Here is a 17198-nt window from a genome sequence, read left to right as displayed (position 1 = left end):
GGTTTTTTATGCTTGTCATTTTTGTCATATCTTTTTGAGTGTTATATTGAGCGATTAAAAATGAATAAGAAAAACAAAAATGAATATGCCTGTTCTGGAATCCAGTGTTTACCAGCTTCGTCTTGAACCGTTGAGCTGGGAACATTTTTCTGATTTAGTGGTTGCATGCGCTGAAGAAAATTTATGTAAGATTTTATATAATTCGGTGCCTTATCTGCATAACTTAAAAAAATATTTTTCTCAAGCTTTCGAACAACAGGCTCAAGGTGAAAGAATGGTTTTTGCCGTAATTGATTTAAACTCCGGCCAAGCAATTGGAACCACCAGTTATCATGATATTAAAGCGGAAATTCCACGTTTTGAAATTGGTTATACCTGGTATGCCAAGCGCTATCACAGAGCTTATGTAAATCGCGTTTGTAAATATCTTTTGTTAAGACATGCTTTTGAAAATTTAAATGCTCAGGTGGTCGGCTTTCGAACTGATCATTTGAATCTTCCCAGCCAAAAAGCGATTGAGGCATTAGGTGCCAAACGAGATGACATTATCAGGTGTCATATGCTACGTAAAGATGGACAGACTATTCGAGATAGCTATATCTATAGTATTTTAGAAAGTGAATGGGCATATACGAAAGTATTATTACAATCTAAACTGATGAAATATTCCCGAAACAATTACTTCGAAATCTAGGTCCTAGTCTTATTCAGTTTTGCTTTATTCGGCGATCCATAAGACAATATCGGGGTTATTTTGAGTGAGTATTGAATCATGCAGCTGATGCCTTTGTTACCACATGTATGGACATTTGGTGATTTAAAATTGGACTTATCCCAGCCGCATGTGATGGGGATTCTTAATGTCACCCCAGACTCTTTTAGTGATGGTGGTCGGCATAATCAAAAAGAAGATGCAGTCGCCCGCGCACTGGAAATGATGGCCGAAGGAGCAACCGTAATAGATATTGGCGGTGAATCGACCCGTCCAGGTGCCGCAGTGGTAGAAGTGGAAGAAGAAATTCGCCGCGTAGTGCCTGTGGTGGAAGAACTGGCTAAACATAAGGTCATTCTCTCGATTGATACGTCGCAACCTGAAGTCATACGCGCAGCGGTAGAGGCGGGAGCGCATATCTGGAATGATGTCCGTGCTTTGACTCGACCAAATGCATTGCAGACTGCAGCAGAGCTGAATATTCCGGTCATCATCATGCATATGCGCGGTGAACCAACCACCATGAACAATCTGGATCAATATGAGGACGTCACTGCTGATGTGATTCGCGAGTTATCCCAACGTGTTCAGGATGCCTTGGATGTTGGAGTAAAAGCAAAAAATATCATGATTGATCCGGGTTTTGGTTTCGCCAAAAATGCCCAGCAAAATTTAAAGCTATTGAACGAATTTTATAAACTGACCGAAATGGGCTATCCGATTCTGTCTGCTTTATCTCGTAAACGCTTTATCGGGACAGTTCTAGATGGTGCAGAGCCGCAAGAGCGTGCAGTGGGTTCGGCAACAGCGCATTTACTGAGCATTCAGCAGGGTGCATGTATGGTACGGGCACATGATGTTAAGGCTACAGCCGATGCGATTAAAATCTGGCAGGCTATGCAAATGGCTTAGAAAGCGAGGCTGGGAAATCCCTACATTGGCAATGTTGTTTGGCTTTTGAGCAACAATATGCTATATAGGCACGCTTAGATTAGATAGTCATCCTTTAGAGTGCCTGTAATGTTTGCAGATTTACTTCTCCCCATGTTCGATGATGAATATTATCCCGATATTCTGGTTGCTGAAATCAAGCAGCACATCGAACGTTTTGCCCAAAAAGTTGCTAAATCAGGTTTGTCAGATCAAGAAATTTATCAGCTTGCCAATCTGACTGTGGCTGATATTAATGTCATGAAACCTCAGTTTGAAGATCTGGATTCATCTCTGGATGATAGTGCTGCAGATTATATTGCCGAAGCCATGATGATGGTGGTGCAAGAACAAGGTCTGTTCGATATTGAAATGGAAGAGCTAATTACCAATCGTGAATGGTGATTTAAGAAAACCCTGCAGATGCAGGGTTTTTTATTGTCTATTGAAATAATCTTTAAAGTTATTAAAGCGAATCGAGCCTAGTAATTGTTGCTCTTCATTCATGCATTGCTGATACAGATTCTGGTAATAAGCCTGCAGATCTGACTGACCTTGAATCTGTTGCGGTGTTTTTGATCTGGATTGTTGATAAGCCCAAAAAGCCAGTTGCCGGAGTTTCTGCAACCTGATCTGATCAATTGCGCTACAGGAACTTTTAAATAAAGGTTCCAGGATGACCACCCCAAAGGAGGAAATCGCTAAAAAGATCATGCTGATAATGATCAGCACATCCGAATGAATCAGATAAAGGTTAAGCAGCAAACATAGAAAAATTGGAATTTGCAGATAGAGACAGTTTTGCAAACGCTGACTATAGGCTTTGGAACTAAATTGTGCCTGATATTGCGCATACCAGATATAGGGATACAGTAGTGCCATCAACACAATTAAGGTGACATTAAAGGCGATCGTGGCGTTTTTAAAAAAATAATATTCCAGAAATACGGAGCTGATACTACAGGCTACACAGACCAGAAGGGACAGTAAATTAATCGCGATAACAAACTGGATATTTTGCAGGGCATTAAATTTAAAGCGGCTATAACGCAGCTTCAGGAAAAAAGCGTCTGGATGACGTAATTGTAATGTAGCGAGATCGAAGTGTTTTAATTCTGACATGGGGATTTCGCGTTAAAAGAATAAAATGCAGGCACAAAAAAACCAGCCTAATGCTGGATTTTTTATTGCACCATTTTAATAAAGATTAAAATGGTGCCCGAGGCCAGACTCGAACTGGCACGCTTTGTGGGCGGGGGATTTTAAATCCCCTGTGTCTACCGATTTCACCACTCGGGCATGTGCGCAATAATAGAGGACGAAATAAAGCTTGGCAAGCAAATTCCGAAATGATTGCTTTCTTTTCAAGCAATTCCGTGGCTTCTATTCTAAAAATCAGCAAATCAACGTTTTTTAAAATTCAATATTTGCAGATCTTTAAGATGGCCAATGAAAAAGGATAGAGAGAACTATGAATTTTCATCCAGATAGCTGTCGACATCTAGATGCTTGATCGTTTTACAATATTGATGCTCATATTTCAGCAGCCGCGTATATAACCCGGCATAGTGATTTAATTGCTGTTTTAGTTCGGCATACCGAGGATCATGGCTTGAATAAAAACGTAATTTTAGTCGGATCAGGCAGGTTTGTTTATAAGCCCAAAAACAGATTTTACGTAATTGTTGTAGCTGATAGTGCTCAGTATTTTTACTATTTTCCTTGAATAAATTTTCTCGATAAAAGCGCACAAAACCAAAGCTCACGCCAAAGAAGAATAAGCTCCACATCAGCAAACTGCTTTGTATAAAGACCAGATTTAAGGCTTGCATCAGAATCACAATAGCCATCTTGATCGGGGTATGCCGTAATAATTGATACAGCGAATAAGAAGAATGCTGAATCTGGTACAGAATCAAGGTGAGACTCAACATCAGGAACAGTAGAATGGCCAACATGGCATAACTCTGCGCCTGAAATTCGCTGATTTGCACAAAAGATTGCTGTACGAAATCTCCTAACATCAAACTGATGGGAACAAAAATCATGGCGGCCAAGGCCCAAGGAATTAAAAGCTTGGCTTTACCCCAGATTCCACGGATTTTAATCTGACTGTAAAACAGGTAATTTCCTTTAAATGCAGTCGGATATTGGCGCTTAAGTTGCTGTAGCAACAAAGTCACTTGCGTAGTGGGCATCATCCAGAGATTAATTTAATATATAGATGAAGCACTATAGTCGATTTTGCGCAAAATCGCAGAAGAAATGCAGTTTCAGAACGTAGCACTGTTTTAATCATGAAGATTTTAGTTTTTTAGCGACGAATTATGCGAAAATAGCCGATTCAAGATTTATTTTTTTAAGGACAGTTTATGACTGATCAATCTCCTCAGGCGTTAAGCGACATCGAAATTTTAGACATCCTGCAAAGTATGAAAAAGGATGAGCTAAATACTGAGGCGCAAGCAGCAATTCGTCAGGGTGGTAAAGCTGGTCGTCAGGAAGCGCATAAAGCAGCCTTAGTAGCATTGAATCAGTCATTTGAAGACAAGTTTGTCGAAGCGGTATCTTTGGCTTTGGGGCTGAATGCAGCACAAATCAAAAAAATCCGTTATAAAAAAGACCGAATCCGTATTTTAAAAGCGCGCGGTATCGATTATATGGCGATTGATGGTGCTGAAACTGCACAGGTACTGTCACAAATTGCCCAAGCAATTGTGCGTGAAGATGCCATTGTCACCCATGACCTGCACAATATTTTTCCGTTCTGGAAAGAGGGCTGGCCAATGGTGCAATTCGATAATGCTTATAAAATTTTAGAAGATGATATCCAGATTCACTATCAAGCCGTTCTTGAGGCTTTATTAGCGAAAGTCTAAATTATAAATAGTTTTAAAAAGCACCTTGGGGTGCTTTTTTTAATCGCGATACATCAGTGCAATCAGCCAGCTGATGGGCAAAATAAATAAACGCCACCAGATGATCAAGGGCCAATAAAAATACTCTCCAAACCTCAAGGTCGAGTCGAAACCTTGACGACGACGTTCATGCGAGGAGGGAATAATGAAAACCGTTAAAACCATCAGAATGATGGCTGCCAGTAAAAGCAGGAGATTCTGCTGTTTGGCAAAAAAGAAGTAAAATAAATACAGGGCTGAATAAAAAAACAGACATGCCAATAATGCAGAAATATTCATCACTCACCTTATGATTTTTTTATTAGAATAGGGTCTGTTGACATTTACTGTTCATAATTAACCCTAGGTAGCCATAAAAATATACAGGCTAAAGCAACAGAACTTTGATAATTTCTTTTGAGCTTGTCATATCGAGTAGCTATTCCTCTAAATTGCTTTAATCTACAAAACATATTTTCAACTAAATTCCTGATTTTATATAAATACCAGTCCATATGATCATTGTTCGATTGGCTATTTGTTTTCTTTGGTATATTCGCTTTAGTCCCTGTTTTCCTGATCTGTTCACGCAGTGGTTCTGAATCATAGCCTTTATCTGCACATACCACTTTTGTCTCTTTTAAATCTAATGTTGATATTAAATCAGGTGCAACTTTAACATCATGTGTGGTTCCATCGGTAATCATGAAATCAATAGGATTGCCATGTGCATCAACAATCAAATGTATTTTTGAGGAGTTTCCTCCTACACTTTTAGAAATAGATTGATTCGCTATACCGGCAGAATGTTGATGAGCACGTACATGAGAGCCATCAATAAAAATCCACTCCATATCGGGGCATGAGGCTAGTAATTTGAATAATCTAAGTAACTTACCGCTGCTTGACCAACGATTAAAACGTTTGAAAATAGAGTTTGAATGACCAAAACAAGAAGGAATATCTCGCCACGGACAGCCTGTTCTAATTCTATAGAGAATAGCTTCAATAAAATTGCGTAAATTTGAGTTGTGGTGAATGGATAAATTACGCAGAATAACTTTCAACTTTTGCCAGTGTTGATCTGTCAGCATGGTACGAGGCATAGCGAATAGTAAAATTGGGTTTGGCGATTTGATTTTACTACTTCGCTATTTTTTTAAGCTAAAAGTGTCAACACACCCTAATTTTTTGAATAGAGGGCTAAAAAGAAGAACCAGATTAATCTGATTCTTCTTGAATAACTGAATTGGTTTCGATTAGGCGGGTCACCAGTAACTGGTCAATTTTAAAGTGATCGACGTCCACCACTTCAAACTTATAAGCACCAAATATCACTGCATCTGCAGGACGTGGAATCTTGCGTAATTTATACATCATGAAGCCAGCGATGGTTTCATAGTTTTCATCATCAGGCATCTCATCAATTTCAAGCGCATGCTTGATGTCTTCAATCGGTGTACTGCCTTCAATCAACCAGGAATTATTATCTCGTTTAATAATTTGCTGATCGGCTTCAATAGGCGTCACCCAGTCACCCATCACGGTAATCATAATATCGGAAAGGGTAATCACCCCAACGACCAGCGCATATTCATTAATGACAACGGCAAACTTTTCCTTGGTAGAGCGGAAACGATCCAGAACTTCCGATAAGGTCAAAGTATCCGGAATGGTCAACACATTACGGATGGTATTTTCATTGAGCTGCAGCAGCGACTGGTTATTCAAAATACGCACCAGAATATCTTTGGCATCGACATAGCCAATCACACTGTCGATGTCATTACTACACACCAGAAACTTGGAATAGGGATATTCCGCCAGCTTTTGCCGAATACTTACTTCCGGTTCATTTAAGGTAAAGAACACCACATTTTCACGGGTAGTCATACTCGAAGGAACGTTACGCTCTTCAAGCTCGAATACATTTTCAATGAAATGATGTTCCTGTTTTTGTAGTACACCGGCCTGTGCACCGGCATCCATCACTGCGGAAATATCATCAAAAGTAATATTGTCATCACGGATGGTATTCACTTTAAACAGACGGAACAGCATGTTAGCAATGGCATTGATAAACCAGGCCAAAGGTTTGCAGACTTTAATGAAAATCTGAATTGGCTCGATGACTGAGACTGCGATCTTTTCTGGCGCAATCATGGCCAGACGCTTCGGCATTAAATCTGCAAATAAAATAAATAAAGAAGTAACGACAGTAAAAGAAAGCACAAAGCTGATATTTTCAGTCCAAGGACCTTGGTAAAAGCGGGAAACAAAATTAAAAATATAAGGACGGAAAGCGCCTTCACCTAAAATACCGCCGAGAATAGCGACTGCATTTAAACCGATTTGAGAGGCTGCGAAGAAGTCAGCAGAATTTTCTTGTAGATCTAAAACTTTTTGAGCGCGATGTTCACCCGATTCAGCCAGAATTTTGAGTTTGACTTTACGGGCACCTGCGAGGGCGATTTCTGTTAAAGATAAAAAACCGGCCCCCGCGATGAGTATTAAGATAATCACGATATTTTGTAAGAGGCTCACAAATCCACCTGTGGATGAATAGTATCTTGGGATATTTTTAACACAAAAAAAGACTTGAGGTGTAAAAACTACCTCTCAAGTCTTCAAAGTATAATCTTAAAAAATAAGAATTTAGAAGATTTTGAGTTTAATAATGTGAAAATTGAGAATTATTGCTCAGGAATTCACGGTTTTCTTCTTCAATCATCTGGCGGGCGACATATAAAATCAGCTGACGTAACCAGCGATGCGCCGGATGATGATGCAATAAAGGACACCATGCCATTTTCAATTCAAATTCAGGAATATAAAACGGCGGATCTTTGAGAATTAAATTGTGATTCTTGGCTTGCAAACGTGCAATGCGTGAAGGCAGTGTTGCGACCAGATCGACATTGGCAGCCAATAATCCCGGCATTTGATAGTGACGGGTAAAGACTGAGATTTTACGTTTCTGGCCAATACGTTCTAAAGCCTGATCGATCCAGCCTAAACCGGCCTGTTTTTCAGGATTTACCCCGAAGCCAACACCCATACCGGTTTTGGAAACCCAGATATGCTGTGCATCCAGGTAACTTTTAAGGTTTAAGTTGCTTGCGGCAGGATGCTTGTTATTTAAAAGGCAAGAAAAGCTGTCACGCCAGACCAAAACCTGATGAAAACTTTGCGGGATTTCATTAAAACGGTTGATTGCCAGATCGACCTTGCCTTGTTCCATGTCACGATATGACACGTCACTTGGCGTCAGGAAGTCTAATACCACGTTCGGTGCTTCTGAACGTAGGGCTTTAACCAGACGTGGAACCAGCGTGGCTTCTGCATAATCCGAGGTCATGATCCGGAAGACACGATTTGAGGTATATGGACGGAACTCGGTACGTGGTTCCAGGATCATCGACAGATCAGCGAGCGCATCTCGAATGCGGGGCTGCAATTCTAAGGCACGTTCAGTGGGTGTCATGCCTTCAGAAGAACGAATCAGGAGGGGATCATTAAATAAATTGCGTAATCGGCGTAAGATGTTACTCATGGCAGGCTGGGTAACGCCCAGTTGTTCTGCTGCACGTGTGACATTTTTTTCGCGAAGAAGTACATCAAGATAAATTAATAGATTGAGATCGACCCGCTCCAGATTCATAAAAGAAATACCGAGAATAAATACAAGAAATTATGAAGATTATGCCATAATTGCCGGGCCTTGTGTAAAGCGTCGATGAAAAAAAGCCATGTGCTCACTGATAAAGTTTACAAAATTAACACAGGCTTAAGCTCCATTATTCAAAGTGTACATAAGAGAAAAGATGCACGTTAAATAGAATATCATTTAGCCTTTTTATAGAGGGAAATGAAAACCATCTTTTCGCTTTAAAAGAACATGAGAAAGGCTGTTCTTACGTTCAGTATTTGAGTGAAAAGTACACTAAATCGAGAATTCATCAAGTTGAATAAATCATCAAAGATCAGTATTTTTTAAAGATAAAAGGGCATAAACCCCATATCCAGACTTAAGTCTAATGAATTATTTTTAAGCAACATGTGGAAATTTTATCCATTTTTATTTTTAAATAAATATATATAAAACATAATCTTAATTTAATCTATCAAGATTGTAATAAGACTTTGATCTACTCATTTTTTAAATAAATACTGAAGATTCTTGCAGACTATTGGATTAATTTTCATAAGCCCACTAATCTTTAGCTATCCCAACGGATCGTCGAAAATCTGAACAAGTCATTGAGGGTGTGATTTGAGCGGTTCGTTGCAGAAAAATCCTAATATTATTACAGGAATATATCATGACTACATACCAAACAGCGATTGATGCAATCCGCGAATTAAAAGCGAAATTCGGTAACACTTGGGCAGACATCAGTCCTGAAGATGCTGCGCGTATGCAACTTCAAAACCGTTTCAAAACTGGTTTAGACATTGCGAAATATACAGCGGCAATTATGCGTCGTGATATGGCTGCTTATGATGCAGACTCTAGCAAATACACTCAATCACTAGGTTGCTGGCACGGTTTCATCGCGCAACAAAAAATGATTGCGAACAAAAAATACTTCGGTACAACTGAACGTCGCTACATCTACCTTTCTGGTTGGATGGTTGCAGCGCTTCGTTCAGAATTCGGTCCACTTCCTGACCAATCTATGCACGAAAAAACGTCTGTTCCTGCATTGATCGAAGAAATCTACACATTCTTACGTCAAGCTGACGCGAAAGAATTAAACGACTTGTTCCGTGCACTTAAAAAAGCACAAGAAGCGGGCGACACTGCTAAAGCAGCTGAAATCACTTCACAAATCGACAACTTCCAAACTCACGTTGTGCCAATTATTGCAGACATCGACGCTGGTTTCGGTAACGAAGAAGCGACTTACTTACTTGCTAAGAAAATGATCGAAGCGGGTGCTTGTGCACTACAAATCGAAAACCAGGTTTCTGATGCGAAACAATGTGGTCACCAAGCTGGTAAAGTAACAGTTCCACACGAAGACTTCATCGCGAAAATCCACGCTCTTCGCTATGCATTCCTAGAAATGGGTCTTGATGACGGTATCATCGTTGCACGTACTGACTCTGAAGGCGCTGACTTGACTCAAAAAATCCCAGTGGTTAAAGAGCCAGGCGACATCGCTTCTCAATACATTAGCTACTTAGACACAACTGAAATCGACATTTCAGAAGCGCAAGAAGACGAAATTCTGATCAAGCGTGATGGTAAACTTCACCGTCCTAAACGTCTTGCTTCTGGTCTATACCAGTTCCGTGAAGGCACGCAAATCGACCGCGTTGTACTTGACTGTGTAACTAGCCTACAAAACGGTGCTGACTTGCTTTGGATCGAAACTGCGACGCCTAACGTTGCTGAAATCGCTCACATGGTTAACCGTGTACGTGAAACAGTTCCAAATGCGAAACTTGTTTATAACAACTCGCCTTCGTTCAACTGGACTTTAAACTTCCGTCAACAAGCGTATGACCGTTGGGTTGCTGAAGGTAAAGACGTTTCTGCTTACGACCGTGCTAAGTTAATGAGCGCTGAGTACGATGCAACTGAACTGGCTGCTGAAGCTGACGAAAAAGTTCGTACATTCCAAGCTGACGCTGCTCGTGAAGCGGGTGTGTTCCATCACTTGATCACACTTCCGACTTACCACACAGCTGCACTTTCTACTCATGAGCTTGCTCAAGGTTACTTCGGTACTGAAGGTATGTTGGCTTATGTTGCTGGCGTACAACGTAAAGAAATCCGCGGCGGTATCGCATGTGTTAAACACCAAGCAATGGCTGGTTCTGACATCGGTGATGACCACAAAGAAATCTTCGCTGGTGACAATGCATTGAAAGCTGGTGATGATTCTAAAAACACAATGAACCAGTTCAGCGCTTAATCCGCTCAATTGATTCACCAAAAAACCCTGCAGATGCAGGGTTTTTTGTTTGGAAAAATGCTATTAATAAATAGGGAAGAGCAATCTCAAGAATATGCTCAAGAGGGATTATCCATAATTTCTCCATGATTGGTTTTTATCGCAGTTTTTATGTGTTTAATTCTTGCATTCTAGTGCTATGTCACTGAATATTTGGATATAGCATGCTTATGTTCTGCATCAATTTACCCCTATTTAATTAAAAGTGACCCGGACTTATGCTGTCTAAATTTTTTATCCACCGCCCGATCTTCGCTGGGGTACTGGCGATTGTTGTCATGGCAATCGGCTTGTTCGCAGTGATGAACCTGCCAGTGGAACGTTATCCGGACATTGCCCCGCCAAGGATAACGGTGGCAGCAACTTATAGCGGTGCTTCTGCAGAAACTGTGGAAGAAAGTGTGACTCAAGTGCTGGAACAGCAAATCAAAGGCATTGATCATCTGCTGTATTTCAGTTCGAGTAGTGATTCTTCAGGGCGCAGCCGGGTCAGTATTAGCTTTGAAAATGGCACCAACCCAGATACTGCACAGGTTCAGGTACAAAATGCGATTAATGGGGTACTAAACCGATTACCGGAAGATGTACAACGCCAAGGCGTTAATGTCTTTAAATCGCTCGGTGATACCCATATGGTGATCAGCCTGTATGATGAGTCGGGGCGCAGCAACAATATTGAACTTTCCGACTATCTGATGACCCATCTGGAACAGGACATTTCCCGGATTGAAGGCATTGGTGAGGTGGATGTTTTTGGTTCACAATATGCGATGCGGATCTGGCTGAATCCGGCAAAATTAAAACAATATAACCTGATGCCAAGTGATGTGCGTGCTGCGATTGAAGCCCAGAATACTCAGGTCGCTGCTGGTGCGATTGGTGATCTTCCAGCCATAGACGAGCAATACCTGAATGCCAAAGTTACTTCGGGTTCACGGCTAAAAACTGTAGAAGAATTCCAGAATATTATTGTCAAATCGGATCGTGCCGGCAGCTTTATTTATTTGAAAGATATTGCGCGGGTAGAACTGGGTGCTGAAAATTATCAGTCTTATAGTACCAATAATGGTTATCCATCAGCAGGTCTGGGTATTTCACTGGCCTCAGGGGCCAATGCCATTGCCACCTCTAATCTGATTAAGGCTGAAATTGCCCGTATTTCCCAGCAATTGCCTGAAGGCTATAAAATTGCTTACCCACGTGACAATACGCCTTTTGTACAAGAATCAATTAAAGAAGTGATCAAAACCCTGATCGAAGCCGTGATCTTGGTCATCATTGTGATGTTCATTTTCTTGCAGAACTGGCGTGCCACTTTGATTCCTACCGTGACTGTTCCAGTGGTGATTTTGGGTACGATGGCGGTGCTGTATGCACTGGGTATGAGTATCAACACCTTAACCTTATTTGCGCTGGTTCTGGCGATCGGCCTGTTGGTGGATGATGCGATTGTTGTGGTGGAAAACGTCGAACGGTTGATGCATGAAAAGCAACTGTCTGCCAAGGACGCGGCCCTGGAATCCATGCAGGAAATTAGTGGAGCACTGATCGGGATTACTTTGGTTTTGACCGCAGTCTTTATTCCGATGGCTTTCTTTGGTGGTTCGACTGGCGTGATCTATCGCCAATTTTCTATCACTTTGGTTGCGGCCATGTCGCTGTCCTTAATGGTGGCATTGATTCTAACCCCAGCATTGTGCGCGCTTATTCTAAAACCGAATCCTAAACCGGCAAAATGGGCATCCTGGTTTAACCAGAAACTGGATCATTTAAAACATCGTTATCTGAATTTGTCTAAACTCACGATTCAGCGTCAGGCGATTTGTCTACTATTGTTTGCTGGATTGATCGGTGTGTTTGCGCTGTTCTATCGTGCTTTGCCGACCAGTTTCTTGCCGAGTGAGGATCAGGGGATCTTAAGCTTGCAAATCAAATTGCAGGAAGGCGCTCCGATGAAAAATACCATTCAGATCGGTGAAGAAGTCCGTAAGTATTTTCTGGATCAGGAACAAGCTAATGTCAATCTGGTGATGATCCGTTATGGGCGAAATTTCTCTGGAACTGGTCAGAACCTCGCGACCGGTTTTGTAGCGTTGAAACATTGGGATGAGCGTTCCGGTCAGGACAATACTGCACAAGCGATTCGTGAACGGGCCTTGAAGCATTTTCAAAGTAATCGCAATGCACAAATTAACGTGTCCATGCCAGCTTCAGTCAATGGTCTGGGACAAACCGATGGTCTGGATTTCTGGATTCGAGATATCAATGGCAATGGCCGGCAATATCTGGAACAGCAATTTAAAGCGCTGGAAGCTCGGGCGGGCAACTATACAAGCTTTGAAAATCTGGGCAAGCGTTCTAATCCTGACAAAGCAGAACTACGTGTCAATATTGATCAGAAACAGGCCATGGCCAACGGCCTGACTCAATCGGCAATCAACAGTACTTTATCCAGTGCTTGGGGCGGCAGTTATATCAATGACTTTATTGATCGTGGTCGGATTAAACGGGTGATTATGCAGGGTGATGCTGAATTCCGCTCTAAGCCGGAAGATCTGGCACAGTGGCATGTACGAAATGACCAAAATCAGATGGTGCCTTTCAGTAACTTCTCGCAAGTGGGCTGGAGTGGTGGTCCTGAAGTGGTCAACCGCTTTATGGGGTATACCGCATTGCAAATGGAAGCCGATCGGGCCAAAGACAGCAGTTCCGGCCAGGCCATGCAAGATGTGGAAGCTTTAATTGCCGAGCAGGAAGGGGTGGATGTGGTCTGGAGCGGTCTTTCTTTCGAGGAAAAACAGTCCAATAATCAGGCGATCTGGCTGTATCTGATTTCAATTGGTTTTATTTTTCTTTGTCTGGCGGCTTTATATGAAAGCTGGAGCATTCCAACCGCCGTGATGTCAGCTATTCCACTCGGGATTGGCGGCAATATTATTTTCAGTTATCTGGCTGGTTTCCCGAATGATATCTATTTCCAGATTGCCTTGCTGACTACCATTGGTCTGTCCTGTAAGAATGCCATTCTGATTGTGGAATTTGCTTCATTAGCGCAGCAACAAGGTAAATCGGTAGTAGAAGCCGCACTAGAAGGTGCGTCTTTACGTCTACGTCCAATTTTGATGACTTCTTTGGCCTTTGGCGCAGGGATTTTACCGCTGGTCTTTGCTACAGGCGCTGGTGCGGTGAGTCGTCAGGAAATTGGCGTGAGTGTATTTGGTGGTGTCATTTTTGGAACATTGCTGGTGCTGATTTTTATTCCATTTATGTATGTTTTAATTCGTCGACTCATCATCAAAAAATCGCGTGCTTAAAATAAAGGAAAACTCTAGAGCTGAAAAATCCCCGTTTATACGGGGATTTTTTTATCGCCAAAACTCGTCCAATGACTGGTTGCGTTTTCAGCATGGTGTGAAAATTGCTATAAAAATCATCTATTCATACAAGAATGTGTCGTGAGAATGCATCTGATGGGGATTTTTATTCATGTTGTCACACTTTTTTATTTATCGACCTAAATTTGCAGCCGTGATTGCCATTATCATGATGGTATTAGGAATTTTTGCACTGCAAAAAATTCCCATTGAGCATATGCCGAATATGGACGCACCTGCGTTAGGGGTTTCTGCGGGGTATCGTGGTGCATCTGCGGAAACCGTTGAGCAATCGGTCACGCAAATTTTAGAACAAGCGGTAAAAGGCATTGAAGGTTTGGAAAGCTTTCAGTCCAACAGTAGCGTGGGACGTGCAAATCTGACCCTGTCGTTTGAGCAAGGCGTGGATCTCGATCAGGCACTGTTGCAAGTGCAAAATGCGGTCAATGGTGTGCTAAGTCGATTGCCTGAAGAAACCCAGCAAAATGGAGTGGCTGTTTATAAACAAGGTTATGATCAATTTGCATTACTGAGTTTATATGATGAATCAGGGAAGGCGACACCGACAGAGCTTGCTGACTATTTAATGGTGCATGTCGAACCGCGTTTTTCCCGTATTGACGGAATGGGTGAGGTGGAGCTTTATGGCGCAGGCTATGCGATGCGCATTTGGCTCAATCCACATAAACTACGCCAATTTAATCTGATGCCGAGTGATATTCGCAATGCAGTCGAGGCACAAAATGCACCACTTGTGTCAGGTTTTATTGGTGGATTACCGACAGCACAAGATCAATACATGAATGCCAAGGTCAGTGCAGGATCACGTTTAAGTAGCATTGATGAATTTGAAAAAATTATTGTGAAAACAACAGATTCAGGTTCAGTACTGTACTTGAAAGATGTCGCACGTGTTGAGTTAGGGGCAGAAAGTTATAACCATTTAAATTATACCAACGGTCATTTATCCGCTGCATTATCGATTCAATTGGCGCCACGGAGTAATGCGATTGCGGTTTCAGAGCAGATGCAAACGGTATTGAAAAATGCCCAAGCCAATTTGCCTGCACATTATCAATTACGTATGACCATGGACAAAACCCCATTTATTACCAGTTCAATTGAACAAGTCGCGAAAACTCTGGTTGAAGCGATGGTACTGGTAGTCTTGGTGATGTTTATCTTCCTGCAAAACTGGCGCGCCACTATTATTCCTGCAGTCACGATTCCGATTGTAGTTTTAGCCACATTTGCGGTGCTGTATGTATTAGGAATGAGCTTAAACAGTTTTACCTTGTTTGCCCTGATTTTGGCGATTGGCCTGCTGGTCGATGATGCCATTGTGGTCGTGGAAAACATTGAACGTTTGATGCATGAAGAACATTTGGATGCTCAGGCTGCAGCTTTAAAGTCAATGAAGGAAATTAGCGGTGCATTGATCGGGATTACGTTGGTCTTAACGGCTGTATTTATTCCCATGGCATTTTTTGGCAGTATGACAGGAGTCATCTATCGTCAGTTTTCCATCACGTTGGTCGTGGCAATGCTACTTTCTTTATTGGTGGCACTTATCATCACCCCTACATTTGCAGCGCAACTGCTAAAGCGTCAACCATATCAACCAAAATGGGCACAGCGTTTTAATCGTGGCATGGATAAGCTCACCATGCATTACCAAAAGCTTTCTGCACGTAGCATGCAGTTTAAAATGACGATGTTGGCTGTATTTAGTATATGTGTTTTAGGCTTTGGCTGGCTTTATAAAACCTTGCCCGAAGGGCTGATGCCAACGGAAGATATGGGCTTTGTCATGGGTCAAATTGTGATGCCGGGCAATGCACCACGTTCTGAGATAGAAAAAGTCGGGCGTGAAGTCCAAGACTATTTAATGCAGCATGAATCTGAGCGCATCCAGAGCATTGGGATTTGGTATAGTGGAAACAATGTTGGAGTTGGGCCTTATCGTGGTCAGCTTTTTGTCGTATTAAAGGACTGGGCAGCGCGTAAAAATCCTGAAGATACCGTCTTTGCCATTGTAGATCGTGCACAAAAGCACTTTGCCAATCATGCCAATGCCCAGATTTTCTTTATGGCGCCTTCTATGTCAAGTAATGGACGTGTGGTCGACTTCTGGTTACAAGATCTAGATTCAAGGGGTAGCGAGTTTTTACAGCAATCCTTCTCTGAGATTGAAACCCGTGCCAAAGCAAAATCATCGATTGAATATTTACAACTTGATGTACCCAAAGAAAGTGCAGAGCTGAATATTAAACTGGATATAGAACGTTTACTCAAATATGCCGTACCTCAGCAAAGTTTTAACAGTACGTTGGCTGCGGCTTGGAGTGGTACTTATATCAACGACTTTATTGATCGTGGGCAAATCAAACGGGTCATCATGCAAGGCGAAGCGGAGTTCCGTTCTAAACCTGAAGATTTGGCACATTGGCATGTCCGTAATAGCAAAGGCGAAATGTTATCGTTTAATCAATTCACTACGCTGAATTGGCAAGGTGGACCGAATAGTATCAACCGTTATATGGGCTATAACGCCGTGCCTGTATATGCAAGTATTCCCAAAGATCAATTTTCGGGTCAAACCATGCAAGATGTCGAAGCTTTAGTCGATGAACAAGACGGAGTAAATTTGGCCTGGAGTGGAGCCGCCTTAGAAGAAAAACGTAGCAGTGGGCAAGCTATTTTCTTGTATCTAATTTCGATTGCCTTTATTTTCTTATGTTTAACGGCACTCTATGAAAGCTGGACGATTCCTGCTGTGGTGTTGACCGCGATTCCTCTGGGCGTGGGAGGAAGTATTCTGTTCTGTGTCTGGTTTGGTTTTGCGAACGATATTTACTTCCATATTGCCTTGTTGACGACCATCGGTCTGTCCTGTAAAAATGCCATTTTGATTGTAGAGTTTGCCGCACAAGCAGAGCGGATAGGTCATACTCCGGTTCAGGCCGCGATAATGGCTGCGGGCTTACGCTTGCGTCCTATTGTCATGACTTCCATTGCATTTGCAGCGGGTGTATTGCCTTTGATGTTTGCCACGGGCGTCAGTGCAATCAGCCGGCAGGAGATTGGCAGTAGTGTTTTTGGTGGGGTGCTATTTGCTACTGTCCTGGTACTGCTGTTTATTCCCTTTATGTATGTATTGATCCGTAGTCTCATGATTAAAAAAACGGTTTCTCAATCAGTGGTGATAGAGCATCCATCTTTAGAAAGTGAACAAGCCTGACTCAGTCAGGCTTTTTTCTGGCTAAATATCGAGGAATTGATTTATACAAAAAATATCGTCATATTGCAGCATGATCATTAA

At 41.9% G+C, this 17198-nt stretch carries 13 protein-coding genes and 1 tRNA gene; 7 read left to right on the top strand and 7 right to left on the bottom strand.

Annotated features, from left to right (window positions below; all coding sequences use genetic code 11):
- Positions 1 to 79 precede the first annotated feature (79 nt).
- From F890_RS04745 to F890_RS04735, 3 genes are all read left to right on the top strand, one after another.
- Positions 80 to 694: a GNAT family N-acetyltransferase gene (locus F890_RS04745; RefSeq protein ID WP_017397637.1), complete on the top strand. Its 615-nt coding sequence runs from the start codon at positions 80 to 82 to the stop codon at positions 692 to 694.
- Between the two features lie 78 nt (positions 695 to 772).
- Positions 773 to 1624: a dihydropteroate synthase gene (gene folP / locus F890_RS04740; protein WP_005265863.1), complete on the top strand. Its 852-nt coding sequence runs from the start codon at positions 773 to 775 to the stop codon at positions 1622 to 1624.
- Positions 1625 to 1732: 108 nt separating this feature from the next.
- Positions 1733 to 2047 carry a DUF5713 family protein gene (locus F890_RS04735; RefSeq protein ID WP_005265862.1) on the top strand — a complete coding sequence of 105 codons (315 nt, stop codon included), beginning with the start codon at positions 1733 to 1735 and terminating at the stop codon, positions 2045 to 2047.
- A gap of 30 nt (positions 2048 to 2077) precedes the next feature.
- Here F890_RS04735 and F890_RS04730 read toward each other — a convergent pair whose 3' ends face one another.
- The 3 genes from F890_RS04730 to F890_RS04720 form a co-directional block, all read right to left on the bottom strand.
- Positions 2078 to 2764 carry a hypothetical protein gene (locus tag F890_RS04730; protein ID WP_005265861.1) on the bottom strand — a complete coding sequence of 229 codons (687 nt, stop codon included), beginning with the start codon at positions 2762 to 2764 and terminating at the stop codon, positions 2078 to 2080.
- A 91-nt stretch (positions 2765 to 2855) separates the two neighbouring features.
- Positions 2856 to 2941: transfer RNA gene (locus tag F890_RS04725), tRNA-Leu, on the bottom strand.
- 170 nt (positions 2942 to 3111) lie between these two features.
- On the bottom strand, positions 3112 to 3840 hold the full coding sequence (locus F890_RS04720) for a hypothetical protein (RefSeq protein ID WP_004645749.1): 729 nt from the start codon (positions 3838 to 3840) through the stop codon (positions 3112 to 3114).
- Between the two features lie 174 nt (positions 3841 to 4014).
- Between F890_RS04720 and F890_RS04715 the strand changes: the two genes are divergently transcribed.
- Entirely contained in the window at positions 4015 to 4521 is a 507-nt protein-coding gene (locus F890_RS04715) for a hypothetical protein (protein WP_005265860.1), read from the top strand.
- A 39-nt stretch (positions 4522 to 4560) separates the two neighbouring features.
- Here the strand turns inward: F890_RS04715 and F890_RS04710 are convergent, their stop codons facing one another.
- The 4 genes from F890_RS04710 to F890_RS04695 form a co-directional block, all read right to left on the bottom strand.
- On the bottom strand, positions 4561 to 4839 hold the full coding sequence (locus F890_RS04710; protein WP_005265859.1) for a hypothetical protein: 279 nt from the start codon (positions 4837 to 4839) through the stop codon (positions 4561 to 4563).
- Between the two features lie 44 nt (positions 4840 to 4883).
- On the bottom strand, positions 4884 to 5645 hold the full coding sequence (locus F890_RS04705) for an IS5-like element ISAba31 family transposase (RefSeq protein ID WP_005265857.1): 762 nt from the start codon (positions 5643 to 5645) through the stop codon (positions 4884 to 4886).
- Positions 5646 to 5760: 115 nt separating this feature from the next.
- Positions 5761 to 7083, bottom strand: coding sequence for a polyamine export protein PaeA (locus tag F890_RS04700; RefSeq protein WP_005265856.1), 1323 nt, complete (start codon positions 7081 to 7083; stop codon positions 5761 to 5763).
- A gap of 127 nt (positions 7084 to 7210) precedes the next feature.
- Positions 7211 to 8200, bottom strand: coding sequence for a LysR family transcriptional regulator (locus F890_RS04695; protein WP_004280551.1), 990 nt, complete (start codon positions 8198 to 8200; stop codon positions 7211 to 7213).
- A 661-nt stretch (positions 8201 to 8861) separates the two neighbouring features.
- On the opposite strand from F890_RS04695, the gene F890_RS04690 reads away from it, so the two are divergent.
- The 3 genes from F890_RS04690 to F890_RS04680 all read left to right on the top strand — a co-directional run bounded on the left by F890_RS04690 (position 8862) and on the right by F890_RS04680 (position 17117).
- Positions 8862 to 10463: an isocitrate lyase gene (locus F890_RS04690; protein WP_004280550.1), complete on the top strand. Its 1602-nt coding sequence runs from the start codon at positions 8862 to 8864 to the stop codon at positions 10461 to 10463.
- A gap of 257 nt (positions 10464 to 10720) precedes the next feature.
- A complete protein-coding gene (locus tag F890_RS04685) occupies positions 10721 to 13816 on the top strand; it encodes a multidrug efflux RND transporter permease subunit (protein WP_005265855.1) in 3096 nt (1031 codons plus the stop codon).
- Positions 13817 to 13988: 172 nt separating this feature from the next.
- Positions 13989 to 17117 carry an efflux RND transporter permease subunit gene (locus F890_RS04680; protein ID WP_005265854.1) on the top strand — a complete coding sequence of 1043 codons (3129 nt, stop codon included), beginning with the start codon at positions 13989 to 13991 and terminating at the stop codon, positions 17115 to 17117.
- Positions 17118 to 17198: the final 81 nt, after the last annotated feature.

Origin of the sequence: Acinetobacter sp. CIP 64.7, from assembly GCF_000369745.1 — a bacterium.
GTDB classification, from domain to species: domain Bacteria; phylum Pseudomonadota; class Gammaproteobacteria; order Pseudomonadales; family Moraxellaceae; genus Acinetobacter; species Acinetobacter fasciculus.
Note: the sequence above shows the minus strand (reverse complement) of the source record. Positions and strands in the feature narration are given on the sequence as shown.